Source organism: Falsochrobactrum tianjinense (assembly GCF_019100495.1).
GTDB lineage: Bacteria > Pseudomonadota > Alphaproteobacteria > Rhizobiales > Rhizobiaceae > Brucella > Brucella tianjinense.
In genome coordinates this window covers 235,317-261,248 of the sequence record NZ_JAHRVA010000001.1, presented here as the reverse complement: position 1 = coordinate 261,248, position 25,932 = coordinate 235,317, and the positions used below count along the sequence as shown (strand labels likewise).

Genomic DNA, 25,932 nt, shown 5'->3' with positions numbered 1-25,932 from the left:
CCTTTCACTCGCTGGGTCCTGTTTGGCGCCATGGCGATCGGTCTCGCGCTCGCGCCGGTCTTCGTCTACCCCGCGTTCCTGATGAAGGCGATGACCTATGGCCTCTTTGCCTGCGCCTTCAACCTGATGGCCGGCTACGGTAAGCTGGTTTCCTTCGGCCACGCCATGTTCCTCGGCACCGCAGGATATGTCACTGCCTATACCGCCAAGACTCTCGGATTCTCACCGGAGCTTGCCATACTTGCCGGAACTGGCTGCGCGACCTTGCTGGGTCTTGTTTCCGGCTGGCTCTGCACACGCTCCAGCGGCGTCTACTTCGCGATGATTAGTCTTGCCCTTGCTCAGACGATCTATTTTGTTGCGCTGCAATTGCCGCAAACAGGTGGAGAAGATGGCATCACCAGCGTACCACGAGGTGCACTATTCGGCCTATTCGACCTTGGCAATCCCACCACGCTCTACATCTTTGTGCTGGCAGTTTTTCTCGGCGGCTTCCTGTTCCTGTCGGGCTTGATCCGCTCACCATTCGGACAAGTTCTAAAAGCCATCCGCGATCACGAACCGCGGGCACAATCGCTCGGCTTCTCCACGGAACGTTACAAGCTGGCTGCTTTCGTGATTTCAGCGACCCTCTCAGGGCTGGCCGGCTCCACCAAGGTAATCGTCACGCAGATCGCCAGCCTGACAGATGTTCACTGGACCATGTCGGGTGAAGTCATCCTCATGACGTTCCTCGGCGGCGTCGGCACGCTCTACGGTCCTGTGCTCGGCGCCTTCATAGTGGTTGCCATGCAGAACTATCTCGCGGCGTTCGGTGCCTGGGTCACGATCATTCAGGGCGGCGTTTTCGTGCTTGGCATCTTGGCCTTCCGTCGCGGCATCGTCGGCGAACTTATTTCCTGGCTCTCGTCGCGTGAACGCAAAAAGACCACAGCTCCATCGCTTGTCTCCGGCAAAGCCGCGCAGAGCGCATGAAACCGTCACTACCCGATTAAAAACGTCCACTGCAACCAGGAGGTAGCTCGCATGACGAGAATAAATAAAAACAGGGGAATTCGCCTTACTCTTGCCGCGCTCGCTGTCGGAGCGGTATCCTTTGCGTGGCCTGTCCATGCGCAGGAGGTCAGTGACGGAATGGTGAAGATCGGCGTGTTAACCGACATGTCGGGTGTATATTCCGACATGAATGGCAATGGTTCAGTAATCGCTGCAGAAATGGCGATTGAGGACTTCGGCAATTCGGTCCTGGGTAAACCGGTCGAACTCATCAGCGCCGATCATCAGCAGAAGGCGGACGTGGGAACCGGCATCGCTCATCGCTGGATCGATAGCGAAAAGGTCGACACACTCGTCGACCTGACGAACAGCGCGATCGCGCTCGCCGTTCAGGACATCGCCCGTGAGGCGAACCGCATCGCAATCTTCACGTCGCCCGGCACAACGGATCTAACAGGTGCAAAGTGCTCGCCGACCGGTTTTCACTGGGTCTATGACAACTATTCGAACGGCGTCGGGCCAGTAAAGGCGCTGATCGAGCAGGGCAAGAAGAACTGGTATTTCATTGTCTCCGACTTTGCCTTCGGTCATTCACTCGAAGCCATTGCTAGGAGGACGGTCGAGGACGCCGGAGCAACAGTGGCTGGCTCAGTTCGCCATCCGCTGAATGCGCCGGATTTCAGTGCATTTCTGCTTCCGGCTCAGGCATCGGGTGCAGAGGCAATCCTTGTTGCCGGCTCCGGTCGCGACCTGTCAACGCTGGTCAAGCAAGCCAATGAATTCGGCATTGTTGCGGGCGGTCAGATGATCGTGGCGCCGGTAATGTTCCTCAGTGACATTCACGCTATGGGCCTTGAGCAGGCGCAGGGCATTTCCTTTATCGACGGTTTCTACTGGGATCGCAATGACGAGACGCGCGCGTTTGCCAAACGCTTTGGCGAACGTCATGGCGGCAAGATGCCTACCAGTATCCAAGCCGGTGTCTATTCCAGCGTCACTCATTATCTGAAAGCTGTCCAGGCAGCCGGTACCGATGAGGCGAAGGCGGTTGCGCAAAAGATGCGAGAACTGCCCGTTGACGACTTTTTTGCACATGGCGGTAAAGTCAGAGAAGATGGCCGCATGGTGCACGACATGTATCTCGCGCGTGTAAAGTCTCCTTCGGAGTCGAAATATCCCTGGGATTACGAAGAGATTGTCGCTACGATCAAAGGTGACGACATCTTCCTGCCGCTCGATCAGAGCGCTTGCCCGCTGGTGAAGAAGTAGCGACCAAACAGGAGTGACAGCAAGACCGCTCCTGTGCTGTTGCAAAGGCAATTACGCGGCTTGTATCACTCCTGGAAATTGGCTGATAATGCGTGACAAATTTCGCGACATTAGGCATGCCCATAAACAGGCCTGCGAAAGGATTAGCGCCGAATGACGGTTCAGGATGCCAATTTGAGGGAACAAGTGTTTCAACAGATACGTGGCGAGATAATTGCCGGACATGCATTGCCGGGCAATATGTATTCCGTCCCAAGCATCGCAGAGAGTTTGGGGACTTCAACGACTCCTGTGCGTGAGGCACTCCTGGAACTTGTGAGGTTGGGATTGCTCGAGCCTCACCGTAACCGGGGATTCCGTGTAACTGCTCCGTCGGTTTCCGAAACACGCGACATTTTCGACATGCGCGAAGTTTTGGAGATTCATGCTGCGACAACCGTTGCAAGAATGAAGGACAAGGACCTCTCGCAACTCAAACCCATCGCTGACGAGATTGCAGCGGCTGTAGAAAACAGGAACTTTCGTGACTATCTCAAGGCAGATCGTCAGTTTCATTATATTCTGACGGCCGCAGCCGGAAACGCTATTTTGACGGATACGGTGTTTTCTCTACGTGACCGTATACGTTTCTATGGTGACGACTCCGAAGAGGGATTCGAACGGCAGCGTGCTTCGGCACCGGAACATTATCGTATCGCCGAGCTGGCGATCAGTGGCGGCGAGGAAGAACTTGCCGCCTTGCTCAAGAGCCATATCCGGTCGTGGGAACCACTGTTCATGAAGGCTGTCGCTAAGAGCAGCAAGACGCGGTTAGTTTTGGGGTAGCCAGCAAACTCCGCCGCACGTAATCAGTGGCCTATTTCCCTTGATTTTCTGGTCCAAGCTAGCTTGCAGATTCCATAGTAAGTTCTACACAGTCAACAGGCTGATTTTATTATGGTTTCTTAAATTTATAACTGCAATAATACCATTCACATAGTCAGGAAGGGTTTCCTTCCCTAGGCAGATCATGATTCATTTCGCGCAATTTGCGATGAAACGTTTGGTAGCTTTGGTATCGGACCGGAACCCGCAACACAAACTATCCAACTCAACTGCTCGCCCCAAAAGCGGCATAAGCAAACGGCGTGGCCCGTTCGTTTCGCTCACGTTCACACGGCGAGTGCCCGCCACGCACTTTTGCTGGAAATTCTCACATTAAATAAAAAAAGGCAGGTTCACCCCGCCTTTTCTTTGCACGTAAATTAATTATGATAATTTATTGATATACGCCATTTTCTCCCTATAAATTAAAGTCTGACAGATCTGGCCAAAAACGAAAGGAACCACTGATGAAGAGGTTATTTCGCGCCGTTTTAACAACGGCCATTCTGGTTCTGGGCACAGCGACTTTTCAAGCTGGCGCGCAGACACCGCCTGATGTGCTGATTGTCGGGCAGATTGCCGAACCGCAATCGCTGGATCCGCATAAGGTCACGGCTACGAACGATTTCCGCATCCTCGTGAACATCTATGATGGACTGGTCCGCTATAAGGATGGCACCCTTGAAATAGAGCCTGCCCTTGCGGAAAGCTGGACTATTTCCGATGATGGCAAGACCTATACCTTCAAGCTGAGACAGGGCGTGAAGTTTCACGACGGTTCCGATTTCAACGCCGAAGCGGTCAAGTTCAACTTCGAACGGATGCTGAACAAGGATCATCCTTTCTACAATACCGGACCGTTCCCTCTGTCTTTCAATTTTGAATCCATCGAAAGCGTCAATGCCGTCGACGCAAACACCGTCGAGTTCAAACTGAAAGAGCCGTTTGCGCCATTCCTTTCAAACCTTGCCTATCCAACCGGTCTCATCGTTTCACCAGCGGCTGTCGAGCAATATGGCGCTGAGTTCGGCCGCCATCCATCGGGGACCGGCCCATTCAAATTTGCCGAATGGCAATCGGGACAACGTGTTGTGGTGGAACGCAATGCCGACTATTGGGACACTGCACCGACATTGAACGCTATCGTCTTTCGCCCGATCACTGATGCGAACACGCGTGTTGCTGAAATGATGGCAGGCGGTATCGACATTATGGTCGAGGTGCCGCCGGATAATCTTGAAACTTTCAAACAGGACGCAAATTTCTCTGTTGTAGAACAGGCCGGACCGCATGTCTGGTTCAGCATTCTCAACACGAAAAGCGGACCATTCGCAGACAAGAAAGTCCGTCAAGCTGCAAACTATGCAGTCAACAAGCAGGGCTTGGTCGACAATGTTCTGCAAGGTTCTGCCACTGTCGCAGCAGGCCCGGTGCCGCCCGCGTTCAACTGGGTAGAAGATAATACCGAGCCATACCCATATGATCCGGAAAAAGCCAAAGCGCTTCTGCAAGAAGCCGGTGCCACCAATCCGGAACTCACATTCTATGTAACCGAAGGCGGTTCGGGGATGCTGGACCCGATCAACATGGGTGCGGCTATTCAAGCCGATCTTCAGGCGGTCGGTTTCAAGGTGAAAATTGAAACCTATGAGTGGAACACCTTCCTTGGTCGTGTGAATTCCGGTCTCGATGGCAAGGCGGATATGGCCGAAATGGCCTGGATGACCAATGATCCCGACACGGTGCCGTATCTCACGCTGCGCACTGAGGCGCTTCCAGACAAGGGCGGTTTCAACTCTGGTTATTACTCCAATCCGAAGGTCGATGAGTTGCTAACCAAGGCGCGTACATCGACGGATCAGGCAGAGCGCGGCAAGCTCTACGGCGAAATCCAGTCAATCGTCCATGACGACGCGCCATGGCTCTTCGTTGCCAACTGGAAACAGAATGCAGTCACAACAGCAGCGGTCCAGGGCTTCAAGCTCCAGCCGTCCTTCCTGCTGCATCTCAAGGATGTGACCAAACAATAAAGCATTGCGCCAGCCATAAAGCGGCTGGCGCAATTTTGCCAAAACGAAGCAGAGGAGGGCCAATGCCAGCCTATATCTTCAAGCGGCTCGTCGCAGTCATTCCGGTGCTTTTCGGACTATCCATCATTGTCTTTCTGGTGATGGCGTCTATCCCCGGTGATACCGCCACGGCCCTGCTCGGTTCGTATGCGACGCCAGAAAATGTAGAGCGCATCAACCGTGATCTCGGCCTCGACAAGCCACTGGTGCAGCAATACTTCATCTGGATCGGCAATCTGTTGCACGGCGATTTCGGCCGTTCCTTCGTGCTGAATCGTCCCGTTCTCGATGAAGTGCTGGAGCGGTTTCAGGCCACACTCATTCTGGCAGGCGTTGCGCTTGTACTTTGCTCGATCTTCGGGCTTTTCGCGGGCATTATCTCAGCCGTTCGCCAATTTGGCTGGGCAGATCGCACGATCACATTCATCGTATTGGCTGGCATTTCGATCCCATCATTCTGGCTTGGTCTTCTGCTGATTTATCTCTTCGCTGTTCATTGGCGTATTCTTCCAGCGTCGGGCATGTATGCGGTCTATGGCGGTGGTGATCTCAAAGACCTCATCTGGCATCTGATCCTGCCTGCATCCACGCTTGCAGTGGTCGCAGCCGGGGTCATTGCCCGCCTGACACGCGGTGCGATGCTCGAAGTACTGCGTCAGGATTATATCCGCACCGCCCGCGCCAAAGGGCTGAGCGAACGTCGGGTAATTTACGGCCACGCCTTCCGCGCTGCCCTCGTTAGCGTCATTCCCGTCATCGGCATTCAGGCAGGCTTCGTGCTCGGTGGTGCGGTCTATATCGAAACCGTGTTTCAGTGGCCTGGTATCGGTGCCATGCTGGTGAAGGCTATTTCCACCCGCGATATCCTGCTTGTGCAGGGTGGGGTGCTGATCGTGGCAGCCAGCTATGTGCTTTTTAATCTGCTCGCCGATGTTCTTCAAACCATGCTTGATCCGAGGATACGCACATGAGCGCCCTTTCGGAAACCTATACGCTCACAGCTCCGGCGCGCCTGTCGTCATGGCGTCTGCTGATGAGCAATCGTCTTGCAGCTTTCGGCTTTTTTCTGCTTGCTTTGATCTGCGTGCTGATCCTCATCGTGCCTGTCCTGCCATTGCCAAATCCGGATGTGACAGCGCCTGCAAACAGGCTGCAACCGGTCTTCTCTGCTGGTCATTTGCTGGGCACCGACCAACTCGGGCGCGACATTCTGAGCCGCCTTCTCTGGGGCGCGCGTGTCTCGGTCGCGGTTGGCTTTGCAGCCACGCTGATTGCCGCCGTCATCGGCTCAGCCATTGGCCTCGTCGCAGGCTATGCGGGCGGACGCACCGACAACCTTATGATGCGCGGCATCGATATGCTGATGGCCTTCCCCTATATCCTGCTGGCTTTGGCAATCGTCGCAGCGCTTGGGCCGGGACTGATGAATGCGCTTTATGCAATCGCCGTGGTCAATATCCCGTTCTTTGCACGTAATGTGCGCGGTACGACACTCGGCCTTGCCAATCGGGAATTTGTCGATGCCGCCAGGCTTTCCGGCAAAGGCCATATTTCAATCCTGCTCAGCGAAGTGTTGCCGAATGTCCTGCCGGTGATCGTCATCACCATGTCAACGACTGCTGGCTGGATGATCCTTGAAACGGCAGGTCTGAGCTTTCTGGGCCTTGGTGCCCAGCCGCCACAGGCTGATCTCGGCTCAATGCTGGGCGAAGGCCGCGCACAGATGTTCACCGCACCGCATGTTTCCATCGTGCCGGGCGTGATGATCTTTGTGATTGTCATCAGCCTCAATGTGCTGGGCGACGGCATCCGTGATGTACTTGACCCCCGATTGCGCTCCGGTGCTCTGGCCCGTCCCGGGTCGGCAACCGCAATCGCCAGGAACAGAACCGCACCCGAGGCAAGTATGCCAGACGCAGCTTTGACCATCGAGAAGCTCGAAACAGGTTTCGTCAACAATGGCAGCTATACCCCTGCGGTGAGCAATGTTTCGCTGCATCTTCATCGCGGCGAATGTCTTGGTCTGATTGGCGAAAGCGGCTCGGGTAAAAGCGTGACGGCACTTTCCATCATGGGGCTGGTCGCATCCCCGCCCGGATTGATCCGCAGCGGTGCCGTCTATCTTGAGGGCGATGACATATTCGACATGACGGAAACCGAACTGACCGCAACGCGCGGCAGCAAGGTAGCCTATGTTTTTCAGGACCCGCTGACCACACTGCACCCGATGTACTCTATCGGCAAACAGATCGAAGAAGCAATCGCTGCGCATAAATCTATCAGCACTTCCGAACGCCGGGCGGAAACCATCGCATTGCTGGAAAAAGTTGGCATTCCGGATGCAAAAGAACGCGCCGGTCATTATCCGCACCAGCTTTCCGGTGGCCAGCGCCAGCGTGTCGGCATTGCCATGGCGCTTGCAAACGACCCCGATATAATCATCGCCGATGAGCCAACCACGGCGCTTGATGTGACCGTGCAGGCGCGCATTCTTGAATTACTGCGCGATTTGCAGCGCGAGCGTGGCATGGCGCTGCTGTTCATCACCCACGACTTTGGTGTCGTCTCTGAAATCTGTGATCGGGTTGCCGTCATGAAAGACGGGGTGATCGTTGAGACCGGAACAGCCAAAGCTGTGCTCGCCAATCCACAACACAGCTATACCAAGCGGTTGATTGCCTGCGTGCCGGAACTCGGTCAAGGCAAGAACTTCTATGAACGCGTGTCAAAGCTGTTCAGTCACAAACAGACGGAGGCCGCCACATGAGCCAAGCTGCAATCAGCGTCCGTAACTTGAGCAAGACTTTCGGCGGTGGACGCACGTTCTTCGGCAAACAGCGCCACAGCGTTGAGGCGGTCAAGTCCGTATCACTCAATCTTGCACGCGGCGAGACACTGGCCATCGTCGGTGAAAGTGGCTCGGGTAAAAGCACATTGGCGCGAATGCTTGTGGGCCTGACAGACCCAAGTGATGGCACGATGGAAATCGCTGGTCAGGATGCGAGCGCACTTCGCCGCTCTGGCCCGCGCGCTTTTGGCAAAATGATCCAATATGTTTTTCAGGACCCTGTGGCCTCGCTCAACCCGCGCAAGACCATTCGCCAAATACTGGAAACGCCGCTGAAACTACTCGGGGAACTTGATCGCAACCAGCATCAGAAGCGCATGGAAGAACTGCTTGATGCTGTGCAGATGCCAAAGGATACCTTGTTGCGTTATCCGCATGAGTTTTCAGGCGGACAGGCCCAGCGCATTGCTATCGCCCGCACGCTTGCAGCAGACGCCGAAATCATCGTGCTGGATGAGCCGGTGAGTGCGCTTGATGTTTCGGTGCAGGCGCAGGTGCTGTTGCTGCTAAACGAGCTAAAACAGGAGTTTGGCTTGTCTTATCTGTTCATCAGCCACGATCTGGCAGTGGTGGAAGCGATCAGCGACCGTGTCGCCGTCATGTATTATGGGGAAATCGTCGAGGAAGCCACAGCGGAAGCCCTTTTTGCCAACCCGCAACATGCCTATACACGTCAGCTGATAGACAGCGCACCGCGTATGAAAAGAGAATAGCAAGGCATGGCCCGCAACAGCCGCAGCAAAACTGAAGGTGCATCGCTGACCAAAGCGAAGCGACGGCCTGAAATCATTGCCGACCGTATCAGGCAAGTCATTCAGACGGATCGTCTGAAACCCGGCGATCGGCTGCCGCAGGAAAAAGACCTGATCGACCAGTTCAAGGCAGCCAAGGGCACCGTGCGTGAAGCAATGAAGGCGCTGGAAACACAAGGCTTGCTGTTTACCCGCACCGGCCCCGGTGGCGGCGTCTTCGTGGCCGAACCATCCGCGCAACATGCGATGGAGATGCTCGGCAATTATTTCTTCTTCGATCAGCCCAGGCTGCAGGAAATCTATGCCATCCGTAAACTGCTGGAGCCAGAAATAGCAGCATCCCTTGCGGGCAAATTGAGCAATGACGATCTGGAAAAGCTCGAGAGCACAATGCGGTTTTACGATCGTTCTCCAGCCAATCTGGATGAGCAGTTTCAGCAGCGCATGGCAGAGTTGGATTTTCACACACAGCTTGCGCAACTTTGCCCCAACCGGCTTCTTGGCTTCATCTGTGGCCTGACACATAACCTCTTGCGCAACATGCCCATCGCCCGCTCGATCTATGCCGATCCGACGCCAGCGTCCCGCGAAGAAGGTCTACTTTTTCAGCATCGGCTTTTAACCGCTTTGATGGAGAACAGAGGCGAAGATGCGCGTAAAATCGCGCTGGAACACATGATTTCCGCCGAAAAATACATGCTTTCCAAGGAAAACACGCTCTAACAACTGTGTTTATGTGATAGGGTCCGTCCGCCAGGAGGTTGCCGTTTTGAGGGCGGCATTTACGATAGTGATAAGCCTACATGCGGCTGCAACGATGAGAAGCTTGTGCGACTTGCCACGCATCGTGCCACTTTCGCACAGCAGTCGGGCCTTCGCCGCCGGATGCCTCTTGAGAAATCGTGCTTTCGATGCGGCACTCGACTTCCCCGATTTGATCGTCCGGCATGGTTTTCAGAGCGTTGTCATGGCACGCGCTGCCAAACCCATACGCTTGATCAAATTCACCAACCTTACGAACGCCATAGACGCGGAAGTTCTGTTCAAAGACACGATGTATCTCGATCTTCAGGCAGACACCCGTTCAGTCGCGTCTTTGTCTGTTACATCCAGAGCATAGAATTGCACTGCGCAAGCTCGCTTGGCGTTGAGTTCGGCAAGTGTCACTTCTCCCGCCAACGCATCGCGGTCAGTTGAAAATCCTTAAGCATCATCTTCTCCTGAACCGTTTTCTCAACTGGCGCGAACGGACTTCAAAGCCGGATAAAGGGCGCGATATTGCTGGTAGATCTCGTTATAAATTGCCGTTTCACGCGGGCGAGGCTCAATGCGTGTGCCCGGCTTGACCATGGCCGCAATGCCATCATCGATGCTTGCAAAATGTCCCGCACCGTGCGCCGCTAGGACGGCAGCACCGACTGAAGGAGCATCGCGCGACTGCGGCACGCAGACAGGCAGACCAGCCGTATCCGCATGAATTTGCAGCCAGAGCGGCGAAGCGCTGGCACCACCGCCAACCGTAATTTCCTGCCCCCGATAGCCAGCATCAGCCATGGCGTCGAGAATGGCGCGGGTGCCGAAGCTTATCCCCTCCATGATGGCGCGGAATATATGGTGCGGCTCATGAGCGAGCGTCAGCCCAACGATCGCGCCGCGCGATAGCGGATCAGTATAAGGTGTGCGATTGCCCTGAAAATGATCCTGTACAAGAAGTCCGTCAGCACCCGGCTCCAAAGTAGCGGCTTTACAGTTTAACTCTTTCATATCCATGGTGCCGTTCATCATGCGGCCAAGCCATGCAATAATCGAACCCGTCGATGTCTGGCCACCTTCGATAATATAGCGCTTGGGATAGACCATATCCGGATAGCTGCCCCAGATACCCGGCGCATGCAAAGGCTTGTCAGAAACACCGAATTGCAGGTGCGACGAGCCAGTGATGAGTGCCAGCTGTCCAGGCTTGGCAACACCAAGTCCGATCATGCCAATCAGTGCATCCGCCCCCCCCTGAACGACTTTCACCTTCTGTGAAAGGCCAAGTTCAGACGCCGCCGATGCACAGAGGTTTCCAATGACCTCACCCGGCGCAGCAACCCGCGAAGGCCATTTCTGCAACAGCGCTTCGAGGCCAAGCTTCTCCAGAAGCGTCTTAGGGAATCCACCGCGATCTGTCGAATAATGCCAGCGCAGTGACACATTGTTGAGACTTGCGGCTTTCTCACCCGTCAGACGCAGCGTCATGAAATCCTGATACTCGCAGATCGTTTCTGCCTTCTCGAATATCTCTGGCTCATTGCGGGCGATCCAGAGTGCCTTGGGGATCATCCATTCCGCCGAAACAGGACCTCGCCCGCCACCATTGGCGAGAAGAGCGTCATCGCCCGTAGCGAGCACTGCTTCCGCCTCGGCACTTGCACGAACATCCATCCAGATAATCGACGGGCACAAGGGCCTGCCATCAACGTCCAGAGCAACGACTGTGCAACTCGTTGTGGCCAGCGTAACAGCTTCGATTGCTGCCGGGTCGATTAAGGATTCTGCAATCGCTTTGCGTGCGGCCTGAACGAAGGAAGACCACCAGTCTTCGGGATTCTGCTCCGCGCGTGCCCCACTTGAAAACTTCGTTTCATAAGGCACGGCGGCACTCGCCAAGCACATGCCAGAAAGATCATAAACTCGCGCGCGGATGCTTTCCGTTCCTCCATCGGCGGTCAGAAAATAAGCCATTCAAATCCTCCCGAATATCGTTCCGAAAACACCCCCAGTTTTCGGAACGCTTTATCGTGCAATATTTCAACTTAATCCGCGAAAAGCTTCCAGCGCTTTGCCCGCATACATGACAGCCGGACCGCCGCCCATTTCGACCGCGACTTCCAGAGCCTCAACCAGTTCCGACTCGGTTGCACCGTGACGGATGGCTGCGTCAATGTGATAGAGGATGCAATCCTCGCAGCCCTTTGTGACAGCGATACTGACGGCAATCAATTCCCGTTGCGAAGACGAAAACGCCCCCGCAGCCGTTGCCGTTTTGCTGACCTTGGCAAAGCCCGCCATCAGCTCCGGCGTGGCTTTGGCGAAAGCGCCCAATCGCAATTGTGCTTCCTTGAACTGTGCCTTCACATCAGTCACTGGCTTCCCCCGCAACATTTAAAATTAGATCGAGAACATCCTTCGTCTGGTCCCATTGCGGCATATGTCCGGATTGAGCGAGGAAATGGACACCAACAAATGGCGACAATGCCGTTACCTGTTGCCACGGTATAATACGGTCCTGAAGGCCGAAGAGGACACGAACAGGCATTGAACGCGAAAGTCTGTCAAGCGGCCCGACAATATCGGCACGCTGACCGGACGACCCAATAATGGCCGCTGCCAATGCCTTGAGGCGCCCCTTCGCCATGGTCGCGGCAAATTCTCCCGCCAGAACAGACGATACCTCGACCGGCTTCGCCGCAACGCGACGCAGTAGATGCGTTACCTCGCCCGCACTCGTTGCCGCCGCCATACCCGATACAAAGCCGGCATCGATCTCCGAGCCAAGGCCTGCAGGTGCAACAAGTATCAAACTGGAAACGTCTGCTGGATGAGCCGAGGCAAAAGTGGCCGCAGCTACCGCTCCGAGTGAATGAGCGACGATATCCACCTTACGAATAGAGAGCGCATCGAGGAAATCGCGGAGGAAGTCGCCAAGTTCTTCCGCGTTCGACGCTTCAATAGTCGTCAGGCCATGGGCTGGAAGATCGAGGGCAACGGCGCGAAAACCCGCACGGCGCAGACCGGAAGCTATGCCGCTCCATGTCGTTCGATCACCCGAAAAGCCGTGAAGCAGCAGAAATGTCCGGGCATTCTTAGGACCAATATCCGTATAGGCCACCTGGCCAGCCGCGAGCGCAACAAAGTTTACGTCAGCGTCAGTCTGCGCTCCGCTTGCGGCTGCCAGCACATCCTCTTTCTCGACTCGACCTCTGCGGCCAGAGCCTGAAAGTGTACCGATATCGAGCCCTTTCTGACGCGCAAGCCTGCGCGCAAGAGGCGTGGCACGAATGCGCTGATCATTACCGATTACCCTTGCAGGCTGTACCACAGGAGCCTGATTTGCGCTTATTGCCGGAGCTTCAGACTGCGAGCTTGCATCATTTTTTGGCGTGACCGCACCCGCCGCCACCTCAATACGGGCAATTGCATCGCCAACAGTTACCATGTCGCCTTCAAGGCGCAGGATGTCGACCAGCTTGCCACTAACGAGAGCGGGAAACTCCGCGACTGTCTTGTCGGTTTCAATTTCAAGAATGGCTTCGCCGCGTTCAAAATGATCGCCCGCAGCTTTTAGCCAGCGAACGATACGCCCCTCATCCATTGTCTCACCAAGACGCGGCATATCAAGATCGGTTACGACAAGTTCGTTGTGGGAGCCGGCTGAGCGTGCGGGGTGCAACGCAGCCGGCTCCTCTGGAAAAGGCGCGCTTTCGCTGCCCTCATCCGTCCAGTCAGGACCATCGCCAATATCGATGCGTGCCAGCGGCGCGCCAACGACGACGTGATCCCCTATAGTCCCGATCCATTCATTGAGCGTGCCGTCGCCAAGCGCCGGGAATTCAGCAACCGTCTTGTCGGTTTCAATCTCGATGATTGAATCCCCACGCTTGAAACTGTCGCCCGGCTTGACGAGGAAGCCAACAATCTTGCCTTCTTCCATCGTTTCGCCAAGACGTGGCATTTTGAGAATACGTTCCGTCATGACAGCATTCTTTCCGCAACTGATCGGATAAGTTCTGCGGTCGGTACGCTGCCAGCTTCAAGCTCCTGCGAAACAGAGATCGGGATATCTTCACCCGCAACGCGCACAACCGGCTGTTCCAGATAATCGAAGCATTCTTCGCTAATGCGAGCGGCAAGCTCGGCAGCAACACCCGCCGTCATGACACCTTCGGAAACGACCATGACCTTGCCGACGCGTTCGACATGTTCGCGCACAGTATCAAAATCAAGCGGATTGAGCGTGCGAAGATCAATAACCGTCGCTTCGATGCCCTTGGCTGAAAGCTTTTCAGCCGCATCAAGCGCGTAAAAGAGCTGACGTGAATAAGTCACGATGACCAGATCTTTACCTGTACGACGCACGGCCGCCTTGCCCCATGCCAGAGGCTCAGCATCAAGATCGACTTCTTCCTTGCGAGTATAGAGCGCCTTGTGTTCAATAAAAACTACCGGGTCCGGCTTAGTCAGGCTCTGGCGCAGCATATGATAGGCATCCTGCACGGTTGCAGGCATAGCAAGCCGCAGGCCCGGCGTATGCATGATCCAGCCCTCAAGGCTTTGCGAATGCTGGGCGCCAGCGGAACGACCCGTACCGCCCTGCGTGCGCAGCACCATCGGCACGCCGATCTGGCCGCCGAACATATAGCGGATCTTTGCCGCCTGATTGGCAAGCTGATCCATGGTCATACCAAGAAAGTCGATATACATGAGCTCAGCAACTGGCCGTAGCCCAGTCATTGCAGCACCAACAGCAGCACCAACGATAGCAGGCTCCGAAATCGGCGTATCGATGAGCCGTTCAGGGCCATATTTGCCGATCAGGTCTTTGGTAACACCGTAGGCACCACCATAACGGCCAACTTCTTCACCAATGACGACAATCGTATTGTCTTTAGCCATGGCATCATCCAGCGCTTTACGCAGCGCGTCACGGTAAGTCATGGCAACCATTATGCTTCATCCTTGGAAAGTACGCGGTCGATACGGGTGCGAACAGGTTCCGGCTCTGGTTCGCCCACGGCATAAACATCCTTGAACATGGAGGTGAGTGGCGGAGCCTTGGATTCGACGGTAAAGTCAATTGTCGCATCCATTTCCGCAACGATTGTGCTGTCCATCGTGTCGAGCGCTGCTTCTTGCGCAAGACCTGCGGAGATTAGCCGGTCACGGGTGAACTTCACCGGGTCCTTCTTGCGCCCTTCTGTCTCTTCCGCCTCTGCGCGGTATGGACTCTTGTCCATGCGCGCATGGCCGAAGAAACGATAGCAGGTAACAGATAGGAAACCCGGCTTGCCAAGGCGGGCATCGTCGATCAGCCCTTGGGCCGTAGCCTTCACTTCTTCTACGTCGATACCGTCAACCACTGCGCCATTAAGACCAAAAGCGTGGGCACGCTGTTCGAATGCTGTGTTGGCGGTTGCCTGATCAACACGCGTTCCCATGCCATATTGATTGTTGATGCAGACGAAAACTACCGGCAAGCTCCAAAGCGCTGCCATATTCATGCTTTCATACAGAATGCCTTGCTGCATCGCACCATCGCCGAAGAATGCGAGCGAGACGGAGTTCTTCTTCAGATACTTACTGGAAAGACCTGCACCGACGACCGAGGGAATCCCTCCACCGACAATCGCATTCGCGCCAAGGTGGCCAAGTGCCATATCGGCGATATGCATGGAGCCGCCCTTGCCACGGCAGTAGCCGGTTTCCTTACCACCAATTTCAGCCATCATCTGACGAGGATCGGCACCACGTGCCAGGAATATTCCGTGACCGCGATGGTGGGTCGTGAAGGTATCTTGCGGCTGCATGGCCGCACAAACACCAGCAGCTGCGGCTTCTTCACCGATGGAAAGGTGAAGCATCGAACCTGCCGTCTGGCCGCGCACGAACAATTCACCCACGCGTTCTTCAAAGGTACGGATGCGTCGCATCGTCCGGTATAGTTCGAGGAGATTTGAGTTACTCGGATTTTGCATGTGCGCCTCCGACAGATCTGTCTGTTGCAAATTTTTCATGATGTTTGGTTCAATACCCGCACAAGGGCCCTCTCACAGGAGCTTCAGTTTGGTGGTGCGCGAAACGACCGCGACTGCAACGAGAATGATAAGACCCTTCACGATGCTCTGGATGTATGTGTCCATGCCGATGAGGTTGAGGCCGTTATTGATGACACCGATGAAGAGAGCGCCGAAGAAAGTGCCTGCAATCGTCGCCGTGCCGGGACGAAACATCGTCATACCGATGAATACTGTCGCAAGCCCGTCAAGAAGATAGCGTTCGCCGGCATTCGGCTGGCCGGAGCCAAGGCGCGCGGCAAGTAGAGCCCCTGCAACAGCTGCAAAAATAGAACAGACTACGAGAGCGGCGGCGCGATAGAAGCGGCCATTTACACCTGACAGTTCTGCTGCTTTCAAATTGCCACCAACTGCATAGATATAGCGACCGAACACGGTGCGTTCCATCAGAAACCAAGCGACAAAGACCACAATAAGCATGGCAAAGGCGAGTACCGGAATGCCGAAGAGTCGTCCTTGGCCGAGCCAGAGATAGCTTGATGGAAGACCGCCATAAATCGCGCGTCCGCCGGTCATCAGGAAGTTGATGCCATAGAGAATGGAGCCTATCGCAAGTGTCGCAATCAACGACGGCACGCCAACGAGCGTGACAAGTGCGGCATTAACAGACCCCACCACCAAACCAGCACCAAGACCTGCAAGCAGAGCCAGTGGCAACGGCGTACCCGCGACCAGCAGCAACGGCACCAGAATGCCAGCCATCCCCACCATGTAGCCAACAGAAAGATCCATTTCGCGAGCGGCAAAGCCAAATGTGAGTCCTGCTCCAACAATGGTAAGCATCGATATCTGCTGAATAATGTTGAGAAGGTTATTCGCTGTCAAAAAACGGTCAACCGTGAGCGAAAAGCCAGCAAACAAGAGGAAAAGCACGAAAAGCGTACTGTATTTGAGCAGCCATTCGCCTTTGAGTTTTTTACCGAAACTCTGCGCGTGGCGAGCAGACTGCGGTGTGTCCGCTGAAATTCGGGGGGTCATTGGGTAACTCCTGCCATTGCGGCAATAAATTTTGCTTCGGAAAAGAGATCGCATCCGATTTCAGCTCCGGGATATCCATTCACAAAGGGGATGACACGGTCAGCGACGTCGGCGATTTCCATGAGGTCGGAGGAGGTGACAAGAATGGCGACGCCCTTCTCTGCCAGGCGGCGCATCTGCGCATGAATTTCACGCTTGGCACCAATATCGACACCTTCCGTGGGCTCAATGAAGATCATCAGGCGATAATGATCGTCGGCACCGTAAAGCCACTTACCAATCGAAACTTTCTGCTTGTTGCCGCCGCTCAGGTCCTTCACAAACTGGCTGCGCGAATGCGCCTTGACATTCATAAGCTGCATGGTGCGGTCAGCCTCGCGGGCTTCACGCCGCATGGACAGTATACCTGTGCCGCCGAAAGTTGCGTAAGATGGATGCACCATTGCAAGGTTTTCGCGCACGTCCCAATCGCCGACGAGCGCGTTTTCCATGCGGTGGTCCGGCACCAGCGCCACACCTTTTTTCTGCATGGTCCGTGCATTGACTTTCGCCAGAGCCTCACCATCAAACCGGCACGTCCCGCCTGTTACACCGCTTGCTGCATAAAGCGAGCGCGCAAAACCGAAATGCCCCGCCCCAGTGAGACCGATAAGACCAACAATCTCGCCCGCACGAATGGCAAAATGTTTGACCTCGACACTGCCTGTTTTCCAGTCGTTTACTTCCATAACAACGGGGCCAAAATTACGTGCAGGCTGGGTTTCCTGTTCGCTTGCATCTGTGCCTCCAGTCCGCTGGAGCATGAGGTCAATCAGTTTCGCCTCGCTCGAATCCTCGGCTTGAAGTGTCGCAATGTGATGACCATCGCGCAGGACAGTGATACGGTCACTCAGCGCTTTTATCTCGGAAAGAAAATGACTGATCAATACAATGCCAACGCCCTGTTTGGGCAAGGTCTTGATAATTTCCCACAGGCTCTCTTTTTCACGGGCGGGCAAGGTTGCTGTCGGCTCGTCAAGAATGAGAAGCCTTACATTGCCGCGAAGCGCACGGACAATTTCGATAATCTTCTGGTCTGCCATAGGCAGCATATCGACCTGCTGATCGAGATCGATCGAGACCTGCGGAAACCAGCGGGTTAATAGTTCGTTGGCGCGGACCAGTAGTTTTCTGTTATCGATGACGCCAAACCCTATGCGCGGCTCGTCGCCCAACAGAATATTCTGCGCACCCGTCAGAGCGGGCACCAGGCTCCCTTCCTGCGAAACATGCGCAATGCCCTTGCGGAGCGCATTGCCAGCACTGCTCAGCTTCACCTCAGTACCATCAATCATGATACTGCCAGAAGTCGGGCTTTTGCTGCCGCCGAGAATACTGACCAGCGTAGTCTTTCCCGCGCCATTTTCTCCGATCAGTCCGTGCACCTCATCGAACCGGAATTCAGCGCAGACCTGATCCAGCGCCAGCGTTCCGGGATAAGACATTACGATCTGCGAAAGGCTTACAGCCATCGAAGAGCTCCCTGGATGAATTGCTAAGTCTTGGAAAAAAGGCCGGAACGCGGAACGGCCACGCTCCGGCCAGTTGCAGACAATGGAAATCCCTACTTCTTCGGGAGAAAGTCCTTGCAGTTCTGCTTTGTGACAAGCGGTGCATCAAGATAGACAGTTTTGGAAGGAATGACCGTGGCGGCATCTTCCTTCTTCACGACGATGCTTTCGATCCACTCACCGGTCTGCGCACCCATCTTTTCAAACGGCTGTGAAACCGTTGCGATCATCAGACTGTCCGGCTTGCAGACTTCCTCAATTGCCTGTGGGTGGCCATCGATACCAATGACTTTCACATTTTTCAGACCAGCGGCATTAAGCGCATTGATAGCAGCCTGTGCTGGCTCATCCCACGGGGCCCAAACGGCATTGATCTCTTCGCCAAAACGCGACGCATAATCCTGCACGGTGCTGGTCGTGTCCTCGAAAAACGCGGTGTAGTCGATATTGTGTTCCGCTAATACCTTCACTTCAGGATATTCCTTCAGCACGGTTGCCATGACGTCACCGCGTTTGCGGGTGCCGTGATGCTCTGCCATGCGCAAGAAAATGAGATTTCCTTTTCCACCCATCTCATTGAGCAGATACGGGGACACGGAAGCTGACATTGCCCAATTGTTGGTCGTTACATCAACGAGCACACCATCCACTTGACCACTGTCAATTGCAAATACCGGAATCTTTGCCGCAACAGCAGAATCAATAGCTGCACGCGATGCGCGCAAGTCTGACATGCTGACAATAATGGCATCTACGCCACGTGATGCAGCATCCTGAATGTTCGATGCGGTGCGTTCGCCTGAGCCGCCGCTATCAAGAACGCTAATGTTCCAATCCTTGGCGGTTTCCTTGAGCCAGGCGTCAAATCCGGCCTTCGCGCGCTGTTCAGACTGCGCAGCGGCGTTGGAGTGCACCCAGGCGACGTCCGTTGCCGATGCACCGGCTGTGCTCATCAGTATGGTCAAAGCTGCAACGATGACAGACTTCTTCAAATTTCCAGATTCCATTTATTCCTCCCAGAAGCGACATGATTGGTTCCACCATCCCGCTTCGAATTGTTAAGTTGTCACGACCTCAGCATAAGCTCGACGCGCCACGTTGCCCGCTATTCCTCCTGAACAGCCTCTACTGAACCGTCTCCTCTGTTCCAGCCTCTTCCCACTGTTACACAGAGTTCGGCGCTCCAATTGACCCGCTCGCCTATTCGCGCTCTTGTCCGTCGGAATGATTGATATTAAGCGTCGACAAATTACAAATGTCAATTATAAATACATTTGTAATTTGAATGAGGGACCGATGAGTGAATCTGAAGACAGCCTTATGGTGCGCGTGGCTTGGCTTTATTATGTTGGCGGATTCAACCAGGAAGCGACAGCTTTAAGACTTGGATTAACACGCGCGCGCGTGAACAAAATTCTTGGCGAGGCTCGCGAAAGCGGCCTTGTCAGTATCTCCATCGATCATCAGAATGCTGGTACACTGCCTGTCGAAAATGAACTCATGCGGCACTATGGGCTGTCTTTTTGTATTTCTACGCCGTCATTTGGCTTCGATACGCACGATGATACCGCTTCTGAAATTCGCAAGCAGGTTTCGTTCAGAGCGGTCGGTGTCGCGGCTGCGACTTACCTCAAGAGTTTTCTTGCCGATAATCAGGAAGCAACCATTGGCACAGGTTGGGGCCGAACCATCGAGCAGATGACATTGCAACTCGCGGGTGTGCGCGCGCCACAAGCAAGATTCATCTCGGTGATGGGATCCCTGACTGCAAACTCTGCCTATAATCCGTTCGAGGTTGTACATATGTTGGCACGGCGCACCGGCGGACAGGGTTTTTTTCTCCCAGTTCCATTCATCGCCGATTCTGCCGAAGACCGAAAAGTTTTGATTTCGCAACGTTCTGTTGCACGGGCAATGGATATAGCCCGGTCCGTATCGGTTTGTTTCATTAGTGCAGGTGAACTGACTGAAGATTCATTGCTGCGCCGTCAGAACATGCTTAGCAAAGCCGAATTGGAAAGCCTTCGGGCAGCAGGCGCAATTGGTGACACCAACGGCATTTTCTTCGATAGCGAAGGTCGCCAAGTTAATCACGAGCTGAACCAGCGCACCATAGCCCTGGGATTTGCCGAGTTGCAGAAGGTAAAGGTTGTCTTGCTTATTGCCGGTCAGGAAAAGGCCGCCGCCGCCAAAGCACTACTGAAAAGCGGCATAGTGAATGGCCTAATTATAGATGGCGACGCAGCTGAGTCACTGATAGCTCTTTCATAACCACAACTCACAGCGTGATCCCTCCGATATCTGCTTTCAGGAAACGATAAGCTCATCTCTACGGCCAAAATAAAGGCGCCAAACGGCCACCCAAAAAGAGACCAAAGCCAATCAAAAATGAATGATTTGCTCGAGAAGCGCAGAGAGGTGGCTCGCTTTGATCTGACGGATTCGAATGGTCTATGATTGCCCCTTGTTGCCGAGCAAGGTTCGCGGCAAGCGGCGGGTTGAGGATCGCCGGATTCTCAAGGGTATCTTCTGGCGTTTGCGGACCGGTGCGCCTGGGCCGGTATTCCGGCACGCTACGGTCCTTACACGGCCTGCGTCAATACCGCTTGCAGGTCAGGCCCATTCGCCGCCGCGCATGACCGGCTCGCGGCTGCCATTTGCATTGATTCCGTCCACATTGATCTGGTTGGAACCGATCATCCAGTCAATATGGATGAGGCTCGAATTGCCGCCCTGTGCTGCTATCTGTTTGGGCGTAAGCGTCGCTCCGTCGATGAAGCATTTGGAATAGCACTGGCCCAGCGCGATATGGCTTGCGGCATTTTCATCGAAAAGCGTGTTGTAGAACAAAAGCCCGCTCTGCGAGATCGGCGAGGAATGGGGGACCAGCGCCACTTCGCCAAGCCTGCGCGCTCCTTCATCCGTATCCAGCACCTTCAAAAGCACTTCCTCGCCGCGGCTTGCCTTCGCCTCGACGATGCGGCCCGCCTCGAAGCGCACGGAAATATTGTCGATCAGCGTACCCTGATGCGACAGCGGCTTGGTGCTCGAAACATGACCCTCCACGCGCAGCGCATGCGGCGTGGTGAAGACCTCTTCGGTCGGAATGTTGGGATTACAGGTGATGCCATTTTTGGCCATCGACGCGCCGCCATGCCATTCGTGCCCATCCGCCAGACCCACGGTAAGATCGGTGCCCGGACCCGTAAAGTGCAGGGCGGAGAAATTCTTGCCGTTCAAAAACTGGGTGCGGGTACGAAGATTGGCATTATGTGCCGCCCATGCGCCGACCGGATCGTCCACATCCACGCGCGATGCCGAAAAAATTGCGTCGGCCAGCTTGCGCGTCGCCATTTCCTCGGGTTCGCCCGGAAACATCAGCGCGGCCCATGCCGGGTTGGGATAAGAGATAATGTTCCAGTTGATATCGAAACCGGCGATCTTTTCCAGCGCGGGCTGATAGGCGATGGAATTGGCACGGTTGGCGCGCGAAACCTTCGCCGGGTCCTGCATCGAAAGCAGCATGGGATTGTCGGCGGCGATAGCCAGACGTGCGGCACCATTCGCATAGGCTTTGGCCATGCCTTCATAAAGCCAGTCGGCGGCGCGGTCGAAGCTTCCGTCGGAGGCATTTTCATAACGCGCCAGCGTGATGCCGTCATCGGCGAAAAAAGGCGTGACCAGTCCGGCCCCGGCCTTATAGGCGTGTCTGGCGATCAGCCGAACCAGCGGCACCGCTACGACCGGCGCCGTGATGACCAGATCCTGCCCTTCACGCAATTGCAGGCCGACACGCACGGCCACTTCGGCCAGGCGTTCGAGTTTTACCGGATCGATAACGGGATTATTCATATCATAAGCCATAGCGCGGCGAGCCTTTTTGAAGGAAGAATCAGCGCCGCCACTCTATCAAAGAGTTTGAATTCGCGTCACGCCCTATATCCGTGATTATAAAGGAGCCTGAGGACGCTCTTGCGAAAGAAGCAAGGCACCGATTTCATCGACCTGCTTATGATCCGCACTATATCCCAGTTGCACATCAGAAGAATTGCCCTGGCTTTGCGGCGCTCTCTCATCAAAATTCGGCTGGTAAGCCGCCATCTGCGTCAGTTCAGGCTTTTCCGCAGGCTTGGCCGGAAGGGTCGCCTGCGAGCCGGAGTCTTGATTCTGCTGCCCCTCTGGCGTTTTCGGTGCCTGCGCCAAAGCCACCTGCACGCTCGGCTGGGCCTGCGGCACGGATGGCGACTGCTCCGGCGAGACATAGGCCAGCTTATACGGGGTCTGCGGAACCGCATTTTCCAGCGAGCCGTCGCGCCTGCGCTTTTCATAGAAAGAATTGCCGCCAGCAACCAGCACATAATGCATATTGCGATAAGGGAATTTGAGACCGGCTGTGTGGAAGAACATGGAATTCTTCAAAGCCGGATGGCGCTTGCCCTTGAGAACCGCGTCCGCAGCCGCCTGTACATCCGGGAGAGGCTTCATCTTGCGCGTGAGGACACCCGGCGCGAACTGCTTTTTCTGGCCCACGACGCCGCAGATCGTATCGGGATATCTTTCATTGGCGAGGCGGTTCATCACCACCGTCCCCACCGCAACGAGGCCATCGGGGCTGGAGCGGTTGGATTCAAAGAACATCGCGCGCTGGAGGCATTCGCGATCACGCGCCGTATAGGAGAAAGTCTTGGTACCCTGCACCGTCTTGACGTGGCTGACGGCTGCGGTTTTTTCCTTGCTCGAGCCGCCGGTCGTCGTGCAGCCGGTCATCACCAGGGGCGCCACGAGAAGCCCGAATATGACGGGCAATTTCCACTTAACCGGGCGCGTCAACGGTTCTGTCTCATTGTTAGGACCCTTAACTGTTTCACCCGTTCCGCCCTTCGGGGCATCTGGAAAGCGGGCTGCGGTGGTGCAAGCCAAAGAGAACGGCGATTGAAATCAGGCGTTCCGTGTCACTCGTCACATTCAAGATTTTGGAATTTCTAGGCCAAAAAAAGGCGAAGGGTCAAATTCCGGATATGCCGTCGCGCTGGTAACAATGGCAAAACGAACCCGAAGCGAGAGATGAATCTCGCCTAAAAACCCCTTGAATATATTAATAAATCTTTAACGTACTTGATAATATCGATAAGTTGTTGATTCAATGAGATTCAAAAGCTTGGCCATACAGGCCATTTCCTCGCCTTAATTCAATTATGCTTTGAAATTCGGGCAGCCGCGCGTTTATGAGGCAAATGAGCTTGGCGCATTCTCATTTTTCATTCTGCCGGGCGGTTCCTTCAAATTTACCCGACAGACTGTAACATCGCGTGAGAATGAGCCATCTTAGCACTCTTTACCGGTACGAGACCCGAATCGATACCGGACCTCCGCCACTATAAAGAAGTGCTGAATGCTTAACCGAAGGAATATCCCGCACCGCGTACAGTGCGGATCGGATCGGGTGCGCGGCCGACATTGATGGCCTTGCGCAGACGCCCGACATGGACATCGACGGTGCGGTCATCCACATAGATATCCGGGCCCCAGACCCCATCGAGAAGCTGGCTGCGCGAGAAGACGCGGCCCGGCGACATCATGAAATATTCGAGCAGTCGGAATTCGGTCGGTCCAAGCCGCACTTCGCGTTCCTTGCGATAGACGCGATGCTGCTGGCGGTCGAGCACCAGATCGCCCACTTTAAGCACATGGGAGAGCACGCTGGGATTGGCGCGGCGCAGCATGGCCTTGACCCGCGCGAGCAGTTCCGGCGTCGAGAAAGGCTTCACCACATAATCGTCGGCGCCAACGCTCAGGCCGCGCACGCGCTCGCTTTCCTCGCCGCGCGCTGTGAGCATGATGATCGGCAGGCGCTCGGTTTCCGGCCATTGACGCAGGCGGCGGCAAAGCTCGATCCCCGAAACACCGGGAAGCATCCAGTCCAGAATCAGCAGGTCGGGGGCATTTTCCCGCAGCGCAATCTCGGCTTCGTCGCCGCGCAGGATCGTATCTACCTGATAGCCTTCCGCTTCCAGATTATAGCGCAGCAACACGCTAAGTGCTTCTTCATCTTCAACCACAGCAATCTTGGGTGCTTGTGACATTCCGGTGCTTCCTATTCAAAAATCCAGCGAGCGGAGAATGCAAGCCCCCCATCGACCGCGTGCCGCCGCGTTTTTCACATATTCCCGCCGCCGAAGCGGCGGCGTGTTGTTCAAGGTTTGCGTGCCTCATCCACGACAATGCCGTGGCTCAGGTCTTCTTTCGGCCGCTCTGCCGGCATTTGCAGGCCGGTCACGATGTAATAGACCGTCTCGGCAATATTGGTGGCGTGATCGCCAATACGTTCGATATTCTTGGCGCAGAACAGAAGATGCGTGCAGGCGGAAATATTGCGCGGATCTTCCATCATATAGGTGAGCAGTTCGCGGAACAGCGAGGTATACATGGCGTCGATCTCATCGTCGCGGTCGCGAACGATATTGATCTGCTGCACTGAACGCGACGCATAGGCGTCGAGTACATCCTTGAGCTGGGTCAGCGCCAGATCGGCCAGCGTTTCCAGCCCGCGATAAAGCTTGACCGGCTGACGCGATTCCGAAACGGCGGCGACGCGCTTGGCCATGTTCTTGCCCAGATCGCCGACGCGCTCCAGATCGGCGGAAATACGAATGGCCCCGATGATCTCACGCAGGTCGACCGCCATGGGCTGGCGCTTGGCGATAATCATGACCGCCTTGTCATCAATCTCGCGCTCGCCGGCATCGAGGATCAGGTCGTCGGAAATAACGCGCTGGGCGAGCGCATTATCGGCATTGACGATCGCAGTCACCGACTGCTCGACCATACGTTCTGCGTGACCGCCCATTTCGGCAATCTTGTGGGTGAGAAACTTCAGTTCCTCATCATAGGAGCGAACAGTGTGCTGGGACGACATGATGGACCTCGTAATCAAGATTGCGGGAATGCCGCACTATTCATTTGCCCGGACCGCGCCTGAGCGCCACCGGCTTCAGCCGAAGCGTCCAGTGATATAATCCTGGGTGCGCTTTTCAGTCGGAGCGGTGAACATGGTTTCCGTGTCGCCCACTTCCACCAGATTGCCCAGATGGAACATCGCCGTGCGCTGCGAAACGCGGGCCGCCTGTTGCATGGAGTGGGTGACGATGACAATCGTGTAGTTCTGGCGCAATTCGTCTATCAGTTCCTCGACTTTCGCAGTCGCAATCGGATCGAGCGCCGAGCAGGGTTCGTCCATCAGGATTACCTCGGGACTGACGGCGATGGCACGCGCGATGCACAGGCGCTGCTGCTGGCCGCCGGAAAGGCCGGTGCCGGCATCATGCAAGCGATCCTTCACTTCCTCGAACAGGCTGGCTTTCTGAAGACTCGTGACGACGATTTCCTCAAGGTCGGCGCGCGAACGTGCAAGGCCGTGGATGCGCGGGCCGTAAGCCACATTCTCGTAAATCGTCTTGGGGAACGGGTTCGGCTTCTGGAACACCATGCCGACACGGGCGCGCAGTTCCACCACGTCGATCTTTGGATCGTAAATATCTTCATTGTCGAGGGTGATATTGCCTGCCACCCGGCAACCTTCGATCGTATCGTTCATACGGTTGAGCGAACGCAGGAAAGTGGATTTGCCACAACCCGAAGGGCCGATAAGCGCTGTCACCATCTTTTCGGGAACTTCGAGATCGACCTCAAACAGGGCCTGCTTCTCGCCATAAAATACGCTGACCTTCTCGCCCCGCATCTTGATGGAACTGGCATTGGCGCTCATCTTGT

At 55.2% G+C, this 25,932-nt stretch carries 23 protein-coding genes and 1 pseudogene; 11 read left to right on the top strand and 13 right to left on the bottom strand.

From position 1 onward, the window contains the following. Positions 1 to 30: 30 nt before the first annotated feature. The 9 genes from KUG47_RS16820 to KUG47_RS01220 all read left to right on the top strand — a co-directional run bounded on the left by KUG47_RS16820 (position 31) and on the right by KUG47_RS01220 (position 9,918). A complete protein-coding gene (locus tag KUG47_RS16820; protein ID WP_340162781.1) occupies positions 31 to 975 on the top strand; it encodes a branched-chain amino acid ABC transporter permease in 945 nt (314 codons plus the stop codon). Positions 976 to 1,026: 51 nt separating this feature from the next. Continuing rightward, positions 1,027 to 2,265 carry an ABC transporter substrate-binding protein gene (locus KUG47_RS01255; RefSeq protein ID WP_217676148.1) on the top strand — a complete coding sequence of 413 codons (1,239 nt, stop codon included), beginning with the start codon at positions 1,027 to 1,029 and terminating at the stop codon, positions 2,263 to 2,265. Positions 2,266 to 2,418: 153 nt separating this feature from the next. Next, on the top strand, positions 2,419 to 3,090 hold the full coding sequence (locus KUG47_RS01250) for a GntR family transcriptional regulator (RefSeq protein WP_217676147.1): 672 nt from the start codon (positions 2,419 to 2,421) through the stop codon (positions 3,088 to 3,090). A 506-nt stretch (positions 3,091 to 3,596) separates the two neighbouring features. Then, positions 3,597 to 5,159 (top strand): ABC transporter substrate-binding protein, encoded by a 1,563-nt coding sequence (locus KUG47_RS01245; RefSeq protein WP_217676146.1) that lies wholly within the window; start codon positions 3,597 to 3,599, stop codon positions 5,157 to 5,159. 62 nt (positions 5,160 to 5,221) lie between these two features. Next, the gene (locus KUG47_RS01240; protein ID WP_217676145.1) at positions 5,222 to 6,169 is read left to right on the top strand and encodes an ABC transporter permease; all 948 of its coding nucleotides are present in this window, start codon (positions 5,222 to 5,224) and stop codon (positions 6,167 to 6,169) included. Next, positions 6,166 to 7,965: a dipeptide/oligopeptide/nickel ABC transporter permease/ATP-binding protein gene (locus KUG47_RS01235; protein ID WP_217676144.1), complete on the top strand. Its 1,800-nt coding sequence runs from the start codon at positions 6,166 to 6,168 to the stop codon at positions 7,963 to 7,965. Before KUG47_RS01240 ends, KUG47_RS01235 begins: the two co-directional genes overlap by 4 nt. After that, complete coding sequence (locus KUG47_RS01230) at positions 7,962 to 8,759, top strand: ATP-binding cassette domain-containing protein (RefSeq protein ID WP_217676143.1); 798 nt, start codon at positions 7,962 to 7,964, stop codon at positions 8,757 to 8,759. The genes KUG47_RS01235 and KUG47_RS01230 overlap by 4 nt, the downstream gene beginning before the upstream one ends. Positions 8,760 to 8,765: 6 nt before the next feature. After that, a complete protein-coding gene (locus tag KUG47_RS01225) occupies positions 8,766 to 9,521 on the top strand; it encodes a FadR/GntR family transcriptional regulator (RefSeq protein WP_217676142.1) in 756 nt (251 codons plus the stop codon). A gap of 169 nt (positions 9,522 to 9,690) precedes the next feature. After that, positions 9,691 to 9,918: a hypothetical protein gene (locus KUG47_RS01220; RefSeq protein ID WP_217676141.1), complete on the top strand. Its 228-nt coding sequence runs from the start codon at positions 9,691 to 9,693 to the stop codon at positions 9,916 to 9,918. Positions 9,919 to 10,031: 113 nt separating this feature from the next. On the opposite strand, the gene KUG47_RS01215 is transcribed toward KUG47_RS01220, so the two are convergent. From KUG47_RS01215 to KUG47_RS01180, 8 genes are all read right to left on the bottom strand, one after another. After that, on the bottom strand, positions 10,032 to 11,525 hold the full coding sequence (locus KUG47_RS01215) for an FGGY-family carbohydrate kinase (RefSeq protein ID WP_217676140.1): 1,494 nt from the start codon (positions 11,523 to 11,525) through the stop codon (positions 10,032 to 10,034). A gap of 66 nt (positions 11,526 to 11,591) precedes the next feature. Continuing rightward, positions 11,592 to 11,927: a carboxymuconolactone decarboxylase family protein gene (locus KUG47_RS01210; protein WP_217676139.1), complete on the bottom strand. Its 336-nt coding sequence runs from the start codon at positions 11,925 to 11,927 to the stop codon at positions 11,592 to 11,594. Further along, positions 11,920 to 13,536 (bottom strand): acetoin dehydrogenase dihydrolipoyllysine-residue acetyltransferase subunit, encoded by a 1,617-nt coding sequence (locus KUG47_RS01205; RefSeq protein WP_217676138.1) that lies wholly within the window; start codon positions 13,534 to 13,536, stop codon positions 11,920 to 11,922. Before KUG47_RS01205 ends, KUG47_RS01210 begins: the two co-directional genes overlap by 8 nt. Next, positions 13,533 to 14,507: an alpha-ketoacid dehydrogenase subunit beta gene (locus tag KUG47_RS01200; RefSeq protein ID WP_217676137.1), complete on the bottom strand. Its 975-nt coding sequence runs from the start codon at positions 14,505 to 14,507 to the stop codon at positions 13,533 to 13,535. Before KUG47_RS01200 ends, KUG47_RS01205 begins: the two co-directional genes overlap by 4 nt. After that, positions 14,507 to 15,535, bottom strand: coding sequence for a thiamine pyrophosphate-dependent dehydrogenase E1 component subunit alpha (locus KUG47_RS01195; protein ID WP_217676136.1), 1,029 nt, complete (start codon positions 15,533 to 15,535; stop codon positions 14,507 to 14,509). Before KUG47_RS01195 ends, KUG47_RS01200 begins: the two co-directional genes overlap by 1 nt. 72 nt (positions 15,536 to 15,607) lie before the next feature. Further along, positions 15,608 to 16,612 carry an ABC transporter permease gene (locus tag KUG47_RS01190; RefSeq protein WP_217676135.1) on the bottom strand — a complete coding sequence of 335 codons (1,005 nt, stop codon included), beginning with the start codon at positions 16,610 to 16,612 and terminating at the stop codon, positions 15,608 to 15,610. Continuing rightward, positions 16,609 to 18,123 carry a sugar ABC transporter ATP-binding protein gene (locus tag KUG47_RS01185; RefSeq protein ID WP_217676134.1) on the bottom strand — a complete coding sequence of 505 codons (1,515 nt, stop codon included), beginning with the start codon at positions 18,121 to 18,123 and terminating at the stop codon, positions 16,609 to 16,611. Before KUG47_RS01185 ends, KUG47_RS01190 begins: the two co-directional genes overlap by 4 nt. A 92-nt stretch (positions 18,124 to 18,215) precedes the next feature. Continuing rightward, the gene (locus KUG47_RS01180) at positions 18,216 to 19,169 is read right to left on the bottom strand and encodes a sugar ABC transporter substrate-binding protein (protein ID WP_217676133.1); all 954 of its coding nucleotides are present in this window, start codon (positions 19,167 to 19,169) and stop codon (positions 18,216 to 18,218) included. Between the two features lie 289 nt (positions 19,170 to 19,458). Here KUG47_RS01180 and KUG47_RS01175 point away from each other — a divergent pair, with 289 nt between their 5' ends. Then, entirely contained in the window at positions 19,459 to 20,433 is a 975-nt protein-coding gene (locus KUG47_RS01175) for a sugar-binding transcriptional regulator (RefSeq protein ID WP_217676132.1), read from the top strand. Between the two features lie 147 nt (positions 20,434 to 20,580). After that, a pseudogene (locus tag KUG47_RS01170) lies at positions 20,581 to 20,763 on the top strand (transposase); the annotation flags it as partial. A 12-nt stretch (positions 20,764 to 20,775) separates the two neighbouring features. On the opposite strand, the gene KUG47_RS01165 reads toward KUG47_RS01170, so the two are convergent. From KUG47_RS01165 to pstB, 5 genes are all read right to left on the bottom strand, one after another. Next, the gene (locus tag KUG47_RS01165; protein WP_217676131.1) at positions 20,776 to 22,026 is read right to left on the bottom strand and encodes an aminopeptidase; all 1,251 of its coding nucleotides are present in this window, start codon (positions 22,024 to 22,026) and stop codon (positions 20,776 to 20,778) included. Between the two features lie 84 nt (positions 22,027 to 22,110). Beyond that, entirely contained in the window at positions 22,111 to 22,992 is an 882-nt protein-coding gene (locus KUG47_RS01160) for a cell wall hydrolase (RefSeq protein WP_217676130.1), read from the bottom strand. 566 nt (positions 22,993 to 23,558) lie between these two features. Next, a complete protein-coding gene (gene phoB / locus KUG47_RS01155; protein ID WP_217676129.1) occupies positions 23,559 to 24,245 on the bottom strand; it encodes a phosphate regulon transcriptional regulator PhoB in 687 nt (228 codons plus the stop codon). A gap of 110 nt (positions 24,246 to 24,355) precedes the next feature. After that, positions 24,356 to 25,078 carry a phosphate signaling complex protein PhoU gene (phoU, locus tag KUG47_RS01150; RefSeq protein WP_217676128.1) on the bottom strand — a complete coding sequence of 241 codons (723 nt, stop codon included), beginning with the start codon at positions 25,076 to 25,078 and terminating at the stop codon, positions 24,356 to 24,358. 75 nt (positions 25,079 to 25,153) lie between these two features. Then, positions 25,154 to 25,927 carry a phosphate ABC transporter ATP-binding protein PstB gene (pstB, locus tag KUG47_RS01145; protein WP_217676936.1) on the bottom strand — a complete coding sequence of 258 codons (774 nt, stop codon included), beginning with the start codon at positions 25,925 to 25,927 and terminating at the stop codon, positions 25,154 to 25,156. Positions 25,928 to 25,932: the final 5 nt, after the last annotated feature.